Source organism: Gillisia sp. JM1 (genome assembly GCF_000424645.1).
GTDB lineage: Bacteria > Bacteroidota > Bacteroidia > Flavobacteriales > Flavobacteriaceae > Gillisia.
Window position 1 is genome coordinate 440215 of sequence record NZ_KE384218.1, and the last position, 15019, is coordinate 455233.

14 protein-coding genes are annotated in these 15019 nt (G+C 37.3%); all 14 read left to right on the forward strand.

Going from position 1 to position 15019, the window contains the following annotated elements; all coding sequences use genetic code 11:
• Window positions 1–21 precede the first annotated feature (21 nt).
• The 14 genes from H033_RS0105220 to H033_RS22365 all read left to right on the forward strand — a co-directional run bounded on the left by H033_RS0105220 (window position 22) and on the right by H033_RS22365 (window position 14813).
• Entirely contained in the window at window positions 22–1626 is a 1605-nt protein-coding gene (locus H033_RS0105220; protein ID WP_026837341.1) for a RagB/SusD family nutrient uptake outer membrane protein, read from the forward strand.
• 415 nt (window positions 1627–2041) lie between these two features.
• Window positions 2042–2818 carry an NIPSNAP family protein gene (locus H033_RS0105225; RefSeq protein WP_026837342.1) on the forward strand — a complete coding sequence of 259 codons (777 nt, stop codon included), beginning with the start codon at window positions 2042–2044 and terminating at the stop codon, window positions 2816–2818.
• 127 nt (window positions 2819–2945) lie between these two features.
• On the forward strand, window positions 2946–3236 hold the full coding sequence (locus H033_RS0105230; RefSeq protein ID WP_155827728.1) for a hypothetical protein: 291 nt from the start codon (window positions 2946–2948) through the stop codon (window positions 3234–3236).
• 343 nt (window positions 3237–3579) lie between these two features.
• Window positions 3580–4962 carry a DUF1080 domain-containing protein gene (locus H033_RS0105235; RefSeq protein ID WP_026837344.1) on the forward strand — a complete coding sequence of 461 codons (1383 nt, stop codon included), beginning with the start codon at window positions 3580–3582 and terminating at the stop codon, window positions 4960–4962.
• A 12-nt stretch (window positions 4963–4974) separates the two neighbouring features.
• The gene (locus H033_RS0105240) at window positions 4975–6333 is read left to right on the forward strand and encodes a Gfo/Idh/MocA family protein (RefSeq protein ID WP_026837345.1); all 1359 of its coding nucleotides are present in this window, start codon (window positions 4975–4977) and stop codon (window positions 6331–6333) included.
• Window positions 6334–6424: 91 nt separating this feature from the next.
• Entirely contained in the window at window positions 6425–7627 is a 1203-nt protein-coding gene (locus tag H033_RS0105245) for a Gfo/Idh/MocA family protein (protein WP_026837346.1), read from the forward strand.
• A gap of 96 nt (window positions 7628–7723) precedes the next feature.
• Window positions 7724–8179, forward strand: a complete 456-nt coding sequence (locus tag H033_RS0105250) for a VOC family protein (protein WP_081661809.1) — start codon at window positions 7724–7726, stop codon at window positions 8177–8179.
• Window positions 8180–8471: 292 nt separating this feature from the next.
• Window positions 8472–9875 (forward strand): glucuronate isomerase, encoded by a 1404-nt coding sequence (gene uxaC / locus H033_RS0105255; RefSeq protein ID WP_026837348.1) that lies wholly within the window; start codon window positions 8472–8474, stop codon window positions 9873–9875.
• On the forward strand, window positions 9875–10900 hold the full coding sequence (locus H033_RS0105260) for a sugar kinase (protein WP_026837349.1): 1026 nt from the start codon (window positions 9875–9877) through the stop codon (window positions 10898–10900). Before uxaC ends, H033_RS0105260 begins: the two co-directional genes overlap by 1 nt.
• 62 nt (window positions 10901–10962) lie before the next feature.
• Window positions 10963–11634, forward strand: coding sequence for a bifunctional 4-hydroxy-2-oxoglutarate aldolase/2-dehydro-3-deoxy-phosphogluconate aldolase (locus tag H033_RS0105265; RefSeq protein ID WP_026837350.1), 672 nt, complete (start codon window positions 10963–10965; stop codon window positions 11632–11634).
• A 41-nt stretch (window positions 11635–11675) separates the two neighbouring features.
• Window positions 11676–12623: a TRAP transporter substrate-binding protein gene (locus H033_RS0105270; RefSeq protein ID WP_231367556.1), complete on the forward strand. Its 948-nt coding sequence runs from the start codon at window positions 11676–11678 to the stop codon at window positions 12621–12623.
• Window positions 12624–12716: 93 nt separating this feature from the next.
• Complete coding sequence (locus tag H033_RS0105275; protein WP_034886289.1) at window positions 12717–13184, forward strand: TRAP transporter small permease; 468 nt, start codon at window positions 12717–12719, stop codon at window positions 13182–13184.
• Window positions 13181–14470 carry a TRAP transporter large permease gene (locus H033_RS0105280; protein ID WP_410503517.1) on the forward strand — a complete coding sequence of 430 codons (1290 nt, stop codon included), beginning with the start codon at window positions 13181–13183 and terminating at the stop codon, window positions 14468–14470. The genes H033_RS0105275 and H033_RS0105280 overlap by 4 nt, the downstream gene beginning before the upstream one ends.
• Window positions 14471–14510: 40 nt before the next feature.
• On the forward strand, window positions 14511–14813 hold the full coding sequence (locus H033_RS22365) for a hypothetical protein (RefSeq protein WP_026837354.1): 303 nt from the start codon (window positions 14511–14513) through the stop codon (window positions 14811–14813).
• The last annotated feature ends 206 nt before the right edge of the window (window positions 14814–15019 follow it).

Genomic DNA, 15019 nt, shown 5'->3' on the forward strand with positions numbered 1-15019 from the left:
ATAACTTTTAAGTAATTAGATATGAAAAAATTAAGCGTACATATGAGAAAAATTAGCCTACTACTCATTTTATCAATTTTATTTTCTTGTAGTGATGTTTTAGAAGAAGAGCTTACAGGTGATTTAACCACTAGTATTTTTAATACAGAGGAGGGTATAGATTTTGCCTTGAATGGGGCATATTCAGCATTTACTACTTTCATTGGCTCTAGCGGAAATCGTGAAACCGGTTGGACATTAATTGCAATGGGTACAGATACATATACAAATGCTTCCGACGGAAATTTTAAGTATTTTAACAATTATAACACTGATTTAAATGCTAGTACTATAGTTGTGGAAGAACCTTGGGGGGATTTCTATAAAGGTATAAACACTGCGAATGCAGTGATTGAAAGAGCCCCCAATGTAATAACGGATGACCCGGATAAATTGGCCAATGTTTTAGGGCAAGCTAGGTTTTTAAGAGGTTATTACTACTATTGGTTAGTACGAGTATGGGGTCCTGTTCATTATACGGATCAAGAAACTACTGGCGCTGAGAATGAGGCCATAAGAATGTCTCTAGATCAGCTTTATCCAAAAATTATCGAGGACATGGAATTTGCTGAACAAAATTTACCATCATCTCAGGATGATTTTGGTAGGGTAAACTCTTGGATAGCAAAAACTGCATTGGCGGATATTTATCTCACCATGAAAAATTATGATAAGGCTGCTCAATATGCAGAGGATATAATCAACAATGGTCCTTATAATCTGGTAAAACCAGTGAAAGATTTATGGAAATTGAATAATGAAGATAATTCCGAAGTTATTTGGTCTGCTCAGTTTGCTGACAATTTACAATATGACAATGGAGGGAATCCTGCTCATTTGTTTTTTCTAATGGAATATGACAAATTACCCGGAATGTTAAGAGATGATGAAAATGGTAGGCCTTGGAAAAGATTTAAACCAACTAATTACCTATTAAATCTTTACGATTTGGAAGATGAAAGATATGATGCAACTTTTACCTCAGTATGGTTCTCTAATAATTCTAATTCTGCACCTCCGGGGGTTAATCCTGGGGATACAGCAATATGGTTACCAAGAGTTCCAATTTCACAATTAGAAAAAGACAGTCATCCATTTGGGGTTAATATTTTTAACCAAGATGATTATACAGAAAAAATATTTCCTTCCTCTAAAAAGTGGGTGCAGCCAAATAGAGGGTCTGCCAATGAAACTTCGGGGGATAGGGATTTCATTGCTTGGAGATTGGCAGAAGTTTATCTTATTGCTTCAGAAGCAAATGCGCTAAAATCCGCTCCAGACCAAACTAAGTCACTTCAATATCTAAATGAAATTCGAATGAGAGCTTATGGAGTGGATAATGTTTCGGCCCTTCCTTCTATATCTTCCGTAAACATTGATGTAATTTTGGAAGAAAGAGCAAAAGAATTGGCCCAGGAAGGTAAGAGATGGTTTGATTTAGTTCGAACCGGTAAATTAGTGGAACGCGTCAAATTACACAATCCTGCAGGTGCACCTAACATACAGGGATTTCATATGTTACGACCTATTCCTCTAACCCAGATTGATAGAAGTTCAACTGAGTTTCCACAAAACCCGGGTTATTAAATGGTGTTAGTGTGTTATCCCTTTTTATCTATAAAAATGGAAAATTTTATTTTTGAGAAAAAAAAGAAATGAGCAGTAAAGGATTAAAACTGTTTCAAAGTGCGACCTGTATGTCACACCTTGAAATAGTTTTGGATATTAAAGTCAAAGCTATGAAAATCATATTTTCAAATTAGTAATGCAAATTTAGAAGAACATATTTCAGGCAAATTTTTTATAGTCTTGTGTATTGGAGTTTATTCTTACAGGCAACCTGATGAGTTGTCCAAAAAAATATTTTTAGCGATAATAAGAATGTTGTAGCTCCCCTTAAAGAAAAAATAAAAATTCTCATTAAAAGTCAAAAAATAGAGGTCTGGGGACCCATTTAATTGCAAAAAGTAAAAACGTTATTGAATATTTAATAAATAAATTTATGAGGTTAAAAAATATTTTATTTACAGTTTCCCTGCTAGTTTGCTTATTTATATCAGAGACTGTATGTGGTAAGGATTCTAATAGATATTACTATCAAATTAAAATCTATCATTTAAAAAATAAAACCCAGGAAGACCGGGTAGATAAATTTTTAAGAGATGCTTATTTGCCTGCATTGCATCGGGCAGGGATTAAAAATATAGGAGTGTTCAAGGAAATATCCCAGGATTCAGCAGATAGGTTAATTTATGTTTTTATTCCTTTTCAAAAATTAGATCATTTTCAAAATATAAACAGGAAAATAGAAAATGACAAAAAGTATCTTTTAACCGGTAAGGATTATTCAAATGCGGTTTATAATGATGCACCTTATACTCGCATCGAATCAATTTTATTAGAGGCATTTGGTGGCATGCCTGAACCTGCAGTTCCTAATCTGACCACACCTAAAAATGAACGATTTTATGAATTGCGCAGCTATGAAAGTCCCTCTGAAAGTTATTCCGCCAACAAAATAAGAATGTTTAATGAATTAGAAATAGAGATTTTCAAGAAATTGAATTTTAATGCTGTTTTTTATGGTCAGGTTCTTTCGGGCAGCAAAATGCCAAATTTGATGTATATGACTGCATTTGCAAATAAAGCTGACCGTGATATGCATTGGGCAGCTTTCACACCTGAATATAATAAAATAAAGTTCTTGCCGGAATATCAAAATAACGTGTCTGAAAATAATAAGGTTTTCTTGTATCCCACGGATTACTCTGATCTTTAATTAATCAGTATTTGTATTTACTTAAATCCTGGATAAATATAAAAGCCTTTTATTCATTTGTTTTGTGATTTAAATAAAATAATAATCTATGGGTCTGATGCGATATTAACCGTTTTTAATGAATGCCATGTCAAATATTAAAACAACAATATATTTATTACATCTGTATTATATGTTCACTGAAGAAGAAGATAGAATGACGGCTAAATTGCTTGCAAAAGCAGTATCTAAAATTGCATTCTGGGAAATCGGTCCCGATTTTGATCTTGCTAAGCCTGGGAGCCGTTTAACCCTGGGACGGGACGATAAGAATTTAACCTGGGCAAATGAATTGGTGCTTTATCTTGAAGTATTTAAAAGCATCCCTGAAGGAGCAGCGTTTAAAGATTATGGAAAAGGTAAAACTATGCCACTGTAGTTTTTTATTATTATAATTGATTTGTGAAAGTCTTTGTAGTTATTGTTTTATTAATAAGAACAGGCCGATTAAGGGTAATTAAAAAAAATATTTAGCATATAGAATATTGTGAATTAAAATTTATTGTGTAAGTTTGGGCAATCGGTTGCATTGGGAGAATGCGGATTAGAAAGGATTGTTTTAAATAAAACAACTATTAAAATTTAACTATATATTACAAAATGATATAATATACTTTCTAATGAATAAGATTTGATTCCCGAAATCCTAAAGTTTAATATATGATTGAATTAGAAATTGTACCAGATTGTTTAGTGTTTTCGAAAATAAAAAAACAAATATTATGAAATCAAAATTTCCCTTTAATTTTAAATTTCCATTAATTGTAGTAGCCCTGATCTTTTTTATAAGCTGCTCTGAACCACAAAAAGACAAGGCCCCATGGGTTAGTTTGTTTGACGGTAAAACCCTAAATGGGTGGTCTTCCATTAAAGGAGGCAATGCGCCGTATGAAGTAAAAGATGGAGCCATTGTGGGAACCACAGTTCACGACACGCCAAATACTTTTTTGACTACCGATAAGATATATGACGACTTTATCCTCGAGTTGGATTATAAGGTAGATCCATCAATGAATTCGGGCATCCAGATTAGAAGCAACAGCGTTCCGAATTATAAGAGTGGAGTGGTTCATGGATATCAAATTGAAATTGATCCCTCTGAAAGGGCATGGAGCGCCGGGATTTACGATGAACAAAGGAGCGGGTGGTTATTTCCGCTGACCGATAACAAGAAGGCTCAGGAAGCTTTTAAACAAAATGATTGGAACAATTATCGAATAGAGGCCATAGGCGATACCATTAAAACCTGGATAAATGGTGTGCCGGCTGCACATCTAATAGATGACAAAACCGATAGCGGATTTATCGCTCTTCAGGTCCATAGCATAAATGAAGACGCTGCTGAAGGCAACGAAATTATGTGGAAAAACATAAAGATCCTGACAGAAGATATGGAAAAATATAGCAGAGAAACTCCGGTGGAACCCGTAAATACAAAGAATAATTTGACTGATGCTGAGAAAGAAGCTGGTTGGGAACTGCTTTGGGATGGTGAGAGCACTGAGGGCTGGCGTGGTGCTAGGCTGGATGCTTTTCCGGAGGAAGGCTGGATTATTGAAAATGGAAAACTTATAGTGCTTTCTTCGGGAGGAGCTGAATCTGCTGCGGGGGGAGACATTGTGACTGAGGATGTGTACGGAGATTTTGATCTGAAATTTGATTTTAGATTAACAGAAAGAGCAAATAGTGGAGTGAAATATTATGTTGATACTGATATCAATAAAGGTCCCGGTTCTTCAATAGGTTTGGAATACCAGATCCTGGATGATCAAAACCATCCTGATGCTAAATTAGGTAGCCAAGAAGGGAGTAGGACTGTTAGCTCATTGTATGATTTAATTCAGTCAGATCTTAATAAACCAATTAATCCTATTGGGGAATGGAATTCCGGTCGCATCATTTCAAAAAACAACCATGTAGAACATTGGCTAAATGGAGTGAAAGTTTTAGAATATGAACGGAAAAGCCCCGAATTTCGAAAACTGGTTTCCGAGAGTAAATATGCCGTGTGGCCGAACTTTGGGGAAGCAGAAAAAGGGCACATCCTTTTGCAAGACCATGGAGATCGCGTTGCTTTTAAAAATATTAAAATTAAATCACTTTAAACTCAATTTAAAATGACCACAAGAAGAAATTTTATCACAAAAACAATTATGGGAAGCGCTGCAGTTGCAGTGAGCAGTTCTGTAATGGGCAGTTCGGCAATGGGGATGTCAGCAAGTAGTTATCGCCGTATTATGGGTGCCAACGACAGGATAAACGTGGCCATTGCAGGACTTGGTCGCCGGTTGGGTGCCTACTATGAGCCCATATCCAGAAAAGAAGCCAATGTTAATTTGCTGTATTTGTGCGATGTTATGGAAAGCCAGCGCACACAGGCATTGCAAAATTTTTCGAAACATATCGATTACAAACCGAAATTGGAAAATGATATCCGAAAAGTAATTGAAGATCCAAAGGTAGATGCCTTGATTAATGCCACGCCAGATCATTGGCATACTCCTGGTTCTATAATGGCTTTGAAGGCTGGAAAAAATGTGTATGTTGAAAAACCATGCAGTCACAACATGAATGAAAATGAACTGCTTGTTCAGGCTGCCAAAAAATATAACAAAGTAGTGCAAATGGGAAACCAGCAGCGCTCTTCGGATCATACTATAGAGATTATAAAGGAAATCCATAACGGGATTATTGGTAAACCATATAAAGCAGTAGCCTTTTATAACAATGCCAGGGGTGAGGTGCCAATTCAAAAAAGAGCTCCTGTTCCACAGGGGTTGGATTGGGAGCTGTGGCAAGGGCCATCCCCGAGACGTGACTACACTGAAGAAACTTGGGATTATAATTGGCACTGGTACGGCTGGGAATACGGAACTGCGGAAGCTGGTAATAATGGAACTCATGAACTGGACGTGGCACGATGGGCCTTGAATGTTGATTTTCCTCTTCATGTTGAGGTTGAAGCTGGTAAACGGCATTTTGCCAATGATGGTTGGGAGATGTACGACACTATGGAGGCAACTTTTCGTTTTTCAGATGACAAAATTATAAAATGGGATGGTAAAAGCCGGAATGGTTATGATACGTACGGAGGTGATGGCCGAGGCGCTATTATTTATGGTAGTGAAGGCTCCGTTTTTGTTGATCGTGGAAAATATATACTTTATGACAGAAGCGGAAAAATAATTAAATCCAGTAAGTCCGAATCTAGCGAAGGAGGAACAGCTTTGGGTGGTGGAGGCGATATGTCAACCACTCATATGATAAACTTCTTCGACGCCATACGTGGTAAAGCAAAACTGAATGCGCCTATCGACGATGCAAGTATTAGCATGGCTATGGTGCACTATTCTAATATTGCATACCGAATTGGAAAAGGATTCGCCATTGACGATAAAACTGGGAGTATGTTTGACCGTGATGCTATGAAACTTTGGAGCCGTCATTATGCTCCGGGATGGGAACCTAAATTATAATAAATGAAACATCCATCAGAATAAAATTTCTCACACAGGACAATGCTTATAGGGATGTTACAGATGTCCGCTAAAACAAAATTGTAAATATATGAAAAGAAGGGAATTTGTTATAAAAGGAAGTTTAGCATCATTAGCAGTAGCAACTTCTTCATCGGTTCTGGGAAATTTAAATCCTTTTAATGGCTCCAATGATGTTGTTAACATAGGAGTCATTGGTACAGGATCCAGAGGAGGAGGATTAACACCTATCATTAATAAAATTAGTAACCTAAATGTAGCTGCCTGTTGTGATATCCTTCCTTTTCGGTTGGAAGAAGGTCTTTCAGCCGCCACAGGGAAAGTCAAAGGGTATTCTGATTATCGTGAACTCTTGGATAATAAAGATATTGATGCGGTACTAATCGCGACTCCTTTTAACACACATTCCCAAATTGCAAAGGATGCTCTGAATGCTGGAAAGCATGTTTATGGAGAAAAAACAATGGCTAAAGGCTATCAAGGAATTCGGGATTTATTAGTCCAGTCAAAAGCTTCAACAAAAATTTTTCAAACTGGTCACCAGTACCATAGCTCGAGGTTATATACATATGTGTTCGATTTGATAAAGAATGGGAAAATAGGAAAAATCACTGCATTTGACTGCCAATGGAATCGAATGGGAGATTGGAGAAGACCAGTGCCTAGACCTGAATTGGAAAGAGCAATAAACTGGAGAATGTATAGGGAATATTCGGGTGGCCTTGTAGCTGAACTTTGTTCACATCAAATAGATTTTGCGAATTGGATTATGGATTCCACTCCCGAAAAAGTTATGGGAGTGGGTGGTATTGATTATTGGAAGGATGGACGTGAGACCTTTGACAATATTCATTTGATCTATAGTTATTCCAATGGTGTAAAGGCCAAATTTACTTGTTTAACCAGCAACTCTAAAGATGACTATCAAATAAAAGTGATGGGGGATAAAGGTACTATCATTTTAGACTATGTGAATGCCTGGTTCTATCCTGAGGGAAATTATGAAAAGGAAATAGGGAATGTAGACGGTGTCTCTGGGGCAACAATACAATGGGACAAAAATAAAGGATATCCTATAGACGTTGAACATATTGATCCAAGCAAGCAGGCATTATTAGATTTCAGGGATAATATTTTGACTAATACAACACCTAAATCCAATATTATTACCGGGGCCAAAACGGCTATTTGTGTCCAAATGGGGCTAGATGCTATGTACAACAATCAAATTGTAAAATGGAACCATGAATTTGATGATTTAAAAGCCTTGTAGGGTTAATTTCTAATTGAAGGGGGTTTATTTTTCCAGAAATAAATATGGTCAAAAATAACAATTGAAGTGTGAATGCTAATTTTTTAATCAAATAAAATGAAAAGTTTGAAATATGTATGGTTATCAATATGTGCTCTTTTAATCACCTGCTTTTCTTTTGCGCAAACTAATTTCAATTTTAAAATGGATCATAATGCACTCCTTGTGCAAGATCTTGAGGTTGCAGCCGAATTCTATATGGATATTTTAGGTATAACAGAAATATCCAACGGGGGACTTCCTTCTCACATTCGCTGGTTTCAGTTCAACGATAAAGTGCAGGTTCATTTAAGTGAAAGCGGTAATGATATTCAAAAGAAAAAAGGAGTACACATAGCTATTAATACCCAAAATCTGGAAGAATACATCACTTTCCTGAATGCAAAAAATATTCACTGGGAAAACTGGCCAGGTGAAAAAAGTGCAACCCGAATCCGGCCCGATGGGGTACAACAAATTTATATAAGGGATCCCGATGGTTACTGGATAGAAATAAATGATAATGAGTTATAATAGCCTTAATGACTATTTCTGGAAGGTTAAATTTCTAAAGCATTAATTTTCAAAGTCAGTAAAAAAGAATAGCCGATTACTCTGAACTAAATAAAAGGTCAAAAATAAAGTTTTATAGAGGTTACTGTTCAGCAAAAAAATAGGTAATTGATAAAGAAAAAAAAATTTTAAAATTCTATTTGAAATCTCGATTGGGGAAGTTATGTATATAAAAGATGTGGAATTCTAAGAATTCCAAGACAATCGATAAATGAAAAAACCCAAGTATGTATTAATCCTTGAATAAAAAAAAATGAAAAACGAATCTTTTATACGAGACAATTTTTTACTTCAAAACAAATATGCTCGGGAGCTATATTTCAATTATGCCGCGCATCAACCTATAATAGATTATCACTGTCATTTATCCCCTAAGGAAATAGCAGAAGACAAGGTATATGATAATATTTTCCAATTATGGATTGCAGGAGATCACTATAAATGGCGTGCAATGAGAACATTGGGTGTCAATGAAAAATATATTACAGGAGACGCATCCGATAAGGAGAAATTTATAGCTTGGGCTAGAACAGTTCCAAATACCCTCAGAAATCCCTTATACCATTGGACACATTTAGAGTTAAAGAGATATTTTGGTATTGACGAACTACTTAATGAAGAATCTGCTGAGCGAATATATGAGAGTGTAAATGAGCAATTAAAACAACCGGAAAATTCCTGTCGTGGATTGCTAAAGAAAATGAATGTCAAAGCCTTATGCACAACGGAAGATCCCATTGACAGTCTGGAACATCATCAGGCCTTGGCAAAAAGCGGATTTCAAATTAAAGTAAGTACAGCTTTCAGGCCGGACAAAGCTATTTTAATTGAAAATGAAATCTATAACGATTATTTGGATCAATTGGAAAAAGCAGCAGATTTTCCTATACAAACCTATCAGGATTTAAAAGATGCGCTGCGCAAACGGATCGAATATTTTGACGCGAATGGCTGCAAATTATGTGATCATGGATTGAGTAAAATTTCCTTTGAAGTTTTTACCGATTCTGAAGTAAGTGAAATATTCGTTAAAAAACGAGACGGGGAAACACTTACTTCCCTTGAAATTGAAAAATTCAAAGCCTCAATCCTGTTGTTTTTAGGTGAAACCTATCATGAGTTTTCCTGGGTTCAACAATTTCATCTGGGAGCTTTACGCAACAACAATTCCCGGATGCATAATATCTTAGGACCTGACACTGGTTGGGACTCTATAGGCGATTCTAATCAGGCTGAACCCCTGTCGAAATTTTTGAATGCTTTGGATAGTAAGAATAAACTGACCAAGACGATTCTTTATAATTTAAATCCTGCAAATAATGAAATTTTCGCAAGTATGATTGGAAATTTTAACGATGGAAGTGTAATGGGTAAAATACAGTATGGGTCCGGTTGGTGGTACTTAGATCAGAAGGATGGAATTATTGCGCAATTAAATTCTCTTTCAAATATAGGTTTGATAAGTTGTTTTATAGGAATGTTGACAGATTCAAGGAGTTTTTTGTCTTTTCCAAGGCACGAATATTTCAGAAGAATTTTGTGTAATTTGTTTGGAGAGGAAATGGAATCCGGGGTTTTGCCGAATGATATTGATTTGGTTGGGAAGGTTATTTCCGATATCAGTTATAACAACGCCAATGAATATTTTAATTTCTAATGCAAAAAAAATTAAGTAACACCGGCAAAATTGTCACTTTCGGGGAAGTTCTAATGCGTTTATCGCCTTCAGAAAACCGAAAGATGCAGCAGTCAAATTCATTGAATTTTTTCTTTGGAGGAACCGAGATGAATGTTGCTGCTTCTCTTGCATCTTTCGGTTTAAAAGTGCAACATGTTACTAATGTCTCCAATGACCACGTTGGTGATGCAGCTATTGCAAGTATGCGGCATGTGGGAATAGATGTTTCTGCAGTAAAAAAAGTAGATCATCCTTTGGGAATATATTTTCTGGAACCTGGTTCTGGAATGCGGGCTAGTGTAATTGCCTATAACCGGTTGCACGGATCCTTCGCTAAAATTACTCCTGAAGACGTGAATTGGAACGAGGTTTTCCACGAATGTGATTATTTTCATTGGACAGGAATTTCCCCGTCTATTTCTGAAAGTGCATACTTAACTCTTAGAGAAGGATTAAAGCTTGCCCGGGAAAAAGGAATTACTGTTTCGGTCGATCCTGCTTACAGAAGTAATCTTTGGAAATACGGAAAAAACGGAAAAGAAATTCTTGCAGAATTGACTGGTCTTTCAAATATCTTTATTGGAGGGGTGAATGAGATCAATGAGATTTTGGGAGCTAATTATGGTTTTGAAAAAGAAGATTTTATAGCCGCGAGTAAAAAGTTACAGCAGGAATTTCCGAGCATAGAAAAGGTTTTTGATAAAGTGCGAACCGGCATTAGTGCTTCGTGGCAAAAAGTTTACGGAAGAGCCTGGACATGTGAAAGGTACCTTACTACCGCAGAACTGGAAATTACAGATGTTGTAGACAGGATTGGAACAGGGGATGCTTACGCAGCCGGAATTCTTTATGGTCTTGTACATTTTGAAGATCAACATACACTTGATTTTGCGAATGCGGCTTGTGCTTTGAAACACACAATTTTAGGGGATACAAATCTGGTAAGCATAGAAGAAGTACAGGAAATTGTTGATGGCAGTACTGGCGGAAGAATAAAAAGGTAATTTTAAAAACCTTAAGCTGTATAGGGCGTTAAAAAATGAAAGGTTTAATTAAAAAAAATATAATGGCAAAGTACACAAGAATAGAAGCGTCACAGGCCATGGAGGATACAGGAATTGTACCTGTTTTCTATCACAAAGATCTTGATGTTTGTAAAAAAGTTATCAAAGCCTGCTATGATGGTGGAGCGCGAGTCTTTGAGTTCACAAACAGAGGTGACTATGCCCATGAAGTTTTTGAGGAGCTCAACAAATATGTAAATAAGGATCTTGAGGGGATGATCCTTGGGGTAGGATCGGTTTTAGATGCAGGAACTACATCGTTGTACCTGCAGTTGGGAGCTAATTTTATAGTGTCCCCAATAGTAAATCCTGAAATGGCAAAAACCTGTAACCGAAGAAAAGTAGCGTGGATGCCAGGTTGTGGGTCGGTTACTGAAATTTCGTATGCGGAAGAACTTGGGGCTGAAGTGGTAAAGATCTTCCCGGGTTCAGAAGTGGGAGGTCCTTCTTTTGTAAAAGCGATAAAAGGACCTTTTCCCTGGACCAGCATTATGCCCACCGGCGGAGTTAGCCCAACCCATGAAAACCTAACAGAATGGTTTGAAGCCGGGGTGCATTGTGTAGGAATAGGCTCTAAAATTTTCATTAAAAAAGCCGATGGATCATACGATTATGACCAGGTAACCAAGGTTTTGAATAATGCAATTCAAATAGTGAAAGATTTACGGGCATGAAAACTATAAAATTTAACATTTTGCTGCTAAAATCCCTGTTCATGGCACTGGTATTTCTGTTAATGTCATGTGGAAAAGAGAAGGATGTAACGGTTATCAAGTTAGGCCATGGATTAAGCACTTCCCATTCCGTACATAAAGCAATAGTTTTTATGGCTGACAGGCTAAAGGAGAAATCGGGAGGTACTTTATTAATTGATATTTATCCAAATCAGCAGTTGGGTTCTGAGAGGGAAATGTTGGAATTGCTGCAAATTGGAAGTTTGGGAATGACCAAAGTTTCCACGGCGATTATGGAAAATTTTATTCCAAGCTTTAAAATCTTAGGATTACCGTACTTGTTTAGGGATAGGGAACATCGGTTTAAAGTGCTGGAAAGCGAAATAGGAGAAATGTTTTTAAACCAAAGTATTGGGAGACGTTTAAAGGGATTAACGTTTTACGACTCTGGAACCAGAAGTTTCTATAGCCAAACCCCTATCCATACCCCGGAGGATCTAACGGGCCTGAAACTGCGAGTGATGGAGAGTAATACCGCCATTAACATGGTAAAACAGCTGGGTGGCTCCCCGACTCCTATTGCGTGGGGAGAATTATATACGGCCCTGCAACAGGGCATTGTGGATGGAGCGGAGAATAATTTACCAAGTTTTTACCTCAACCGGCATTATGAGGTTTGTAAATATTATACAATGGATGAACATACAGCAATTCCCGATGAGTTGCTTATAAGCACCTTGGTATGGGATAAGCTTTCTGTAGAGGAGCAACAATGGTTAAAAGAAGGAGCCATGGAATCTTCTGAATATCAAAAGGAACTTTGGTCACAGGCTGAACTTGAAGCCCTGGAGGGGATGAAGGAGGCCGGGGTGGAAGTAATAATACCGGATAAAGAGCTTTTTCGCGAACAGGTGCAGCCTATGTATGAAGAATTTTCAGAAGATCCGGAAGTAAAAAAAATAATTGATGCTATTCAAACTGTAAAATGAAATATCCATTAGAAAAAATTTTCTCACGCACAGGAATGTTTGTATGGTTGTTCTATATATCCGCTAAAAAACAATAGATATATACAGGAAATTATGAAGAAGAAATTAGATAAAATTTTAGGAAGTTTTTTAGTATTCCTTTTGGTCTTGATGGTTATAGCTGTGCTTTGGCAGGTGTTTTCTCGATATGTACTGAATTCCCCCAGTTCCTTTACAGAAGAACTGGCACGGTATTTATTTATATGGATAGGGATCCTTGGAGCTGCTTATGCAGCAGGCCAGCAAACGCATCTGGCCATAGATATCCTACCTCCGAAATTAGATCCTGTTAACCGCGTGAGGTTACGTATAGGAATAAACACCCTGATTATACTATTCTGTGCAACGGTGCTTGTAGTGGGTGGGGGAAACCTGGTGTATGTAAACTATGAACTGGGCCAGTCTTCTGCAGCCCTTAATTTACCCTTGTCTTATGTGTACAGTATTGTTCCTGTAAGCGGACTACTGGTTATATTTTACAAGTTGAACGAAATAATACATTCAAAAAATTACTTGGTATGATGTCTGAGGTTTTAATATTAGTCCTTTCTTTTGTAATCCTTCTGGCAATTGGAGTTCCTGTAGCATGGTCTATAGGGATTTCCTCTATACTTACCATTCTTGCATCTATAGATTCCCTTGCTGCTTTTACAACCGTTGCCCAAAGAATGGCAACCGGTTTGGATAGTTTTTCTCTGCTGGCAATTCCCTTATTTATTCTTGCGGGACAAATCATGAATCAGGGAGGGATTGCCCAACGGCTTATTGATTTTGCGAAAGCTCTTATGGGGGCTCTACCCGGCGGGTTGATCTATGTGAATGTGATTGCAGCCATGTTATTCGGAGCCATCTCAGGATCTGCTGTAGCTGCAACATCGGCTATGGGAGGTATTTTAGGGCCAGCTATGAAAAAGGAAGGCTATTCCAACGAGTTTGGGGCAGCGGTCAATATCACCGCCTCCACCACAGGGCTTATCATTCCGCCCTCTAATGTACTGATCGTGTATTCCCTTGCCAGCGGAGGGGTCTCTATTGCCGCTTTGTTTTTGGCAGGATACATCCCGGGGATCCTGATGGGGCTGGCCCTTATGCTGGTAGCTGCATTTTGGATCAAAAAGAAGAAATATCCTGCGGGAGAAAGAAGCAGTCTAAAGCATATCGGGATCACCTTTCTTCATGCACTACCCAGTTTGTTGCTGCTGGTTGTGGTCATAGGAGGAATTGTATCGGGTATCTTCACCGCCACGGAAGCCTCTGGAATTGCGGTGTTATATTGCCTGATATTGTCCTTTACAAACAGGGAGCTTAAAGTGAGCGATTTGCACAGTGTCTTTCTGGGTTCGGTGGGAACCACCGCCGTGGTGATGCTGCTTATTGCAACCTCTATGAGTATGTCATGGGTTATGTCCTATGAAAATATACCGCAGGCGGTAAGTGATGGCTTGTTGGGCTTGAGTGATAATATCTTCATAATACTTCTGACAATTAATTTAATATTGCTTTTTGTAGGAATCTTTATGGATATAACTCCGGCAGTGCTCATTTTTACACCTATTTTTTTACCCGTTGTAGTGTCATTAGGGGTTGATCCGGTTCATTTTGGTATTATGATGATAATGAATTTATGTGTTGGGCTATGTACGCCTCCAGTCGGCTCAGTCTTGTTTATTGGGGTTAGCGTAGCCAATTCGACTATTCAAAAAGTCATGAAACCTCTACTTCCTTTATATTTGGCCATGGCCATAGTATTACTACTCGTGACCTTCATTCCAGAAATAAGTTTATGGTTACCAGGTTTATTTGAATAATCAACTTAAAAATTTACTGTAAGTATAAAATAAAAATTAATTGAATCATAAAAAATTATACAGAATAAATACAGGATTAACTCAGGAATTACCTATTAAAGTAATTCAGTTTGGTGAAGGGAATTTCTTAAGGGCTTTTGTCGATTATATTATTGATAAACTCAACACTGAAACCAATTTTAATGCAGGTGTAGCTGTTGTACAGCCTATTTCAGATGGGATGGTGGAAATGTTGAACGAACAGGACGGTTTGTATACCTTATTTATGAAAGGTGTAAAAAAAAGAAAATTCAGGAGAAACGACTTATATGCAGCATTCAAAAAGGAATTAATCCTTATTTAGATTATAATGCCTATTTAGAATTGGCCAAAGAAGAGGAGCTTTAATTTTTAATCTCAAACATCACTGAAGTCGGGATTTCCTTCAATGAAAATGATACGATTGACGGCTATCCGCATAACAGTTTTTCCTCCAAGGTTACGGCATTGTTATATGAACGCTTTAGGCATTTTAAAGGGTCGGCAGATAGAGGCCTTTGTATTATTCCC

Bases quoted from the DNA above. Each gene is read 5' to 3' on its own strand.
- H033_RS0105220 (WP_026837341.1), top strand. From the start codon at position 22: ATGAAAAAATTAAGCGTACATATGAGAAAAATTAGCCTACTACTCATT.
- H033_RS0105225 (WP_026837342.1), top strand. From the start codon at position 2,042: ATGAGGTTAAAAAATATTTTATTTACAGTTTCCCTGCTAGTTTGCTTA.
- H033_RS0105230 (WP_155827728.1), top strand. From the start codon at position 2,946: ATGTCAAATATTAAAACAACAATATATTTATTACATCTGTATTATATG.
- H033_RS0105235 (WP_026837344.1), top strand. From the start codon at position 3,580: ATGAAATCAAAATTTCCCTTTAATTTTAAATTTCCATTAATTGTAGTA.
- H033_RS0105240 (WP_026837345.1), top strand. From the start codon at position 4,975: ATGACCACAAGAAGAAATTTTATCACAAAAACAATTATGGGAAGCGCT.
- H033_RS0105245 (WP_026837346.1), top strand. From the start codon at position 6,425: ATGAAAAGAAGGGAATTTGTTATAAAAGGAAGTTTAGCATCATTAGCA.
- H033_RS0105250 (WP_081661809.1), top strand. From the start codon at position 7,724: ATGAAAAGTTTGAAATATGTATGGTTATCAATATGTGCTCTTTTAATC.
- uxaC (WP_026837348.1), top strand. From the start codon at position 8,472: ATGAAAAACGAATCTTTTATACGAGACAATTTTTTACTTCAAAACAAA.
- H033_RS0105260 (WP_026837349.1), top strand. From the start codon at position 9,875: ATGCAAAAAAAATTAAGTAACACCGGCAAAATTGTCACTTTCGGGGAA.
- H033_RS0105265 (WP_026837350.1), top strand. From the start codon at position 10,963: ATGGCAAAGTACACAAGAATAGAAGCGTCACAGGCCATGGAGGATACA.
- H033_RS0105270 (WP_231367556.1), top strand. From the start codon at position 11,676: ATGGCACTGGTATTTCTGTTAATGTCATGTGGAAAAGAGAAGGATGTA.
- H033_RS0105275 (WP_034886289.1), top strand. From the start codon at position 12,717: ATGAAGAAGAAATTAGATAAAATTTTAGGAAGTTTTTTAGTATTCCTT.
- H033_RS0105280 (WP_410503517.1), top strand. From the start codon at position 13,181: ATGATGTCTGAGGTTTTAATATTAGTCCTTTCTTTTGTAATCCTTCTG.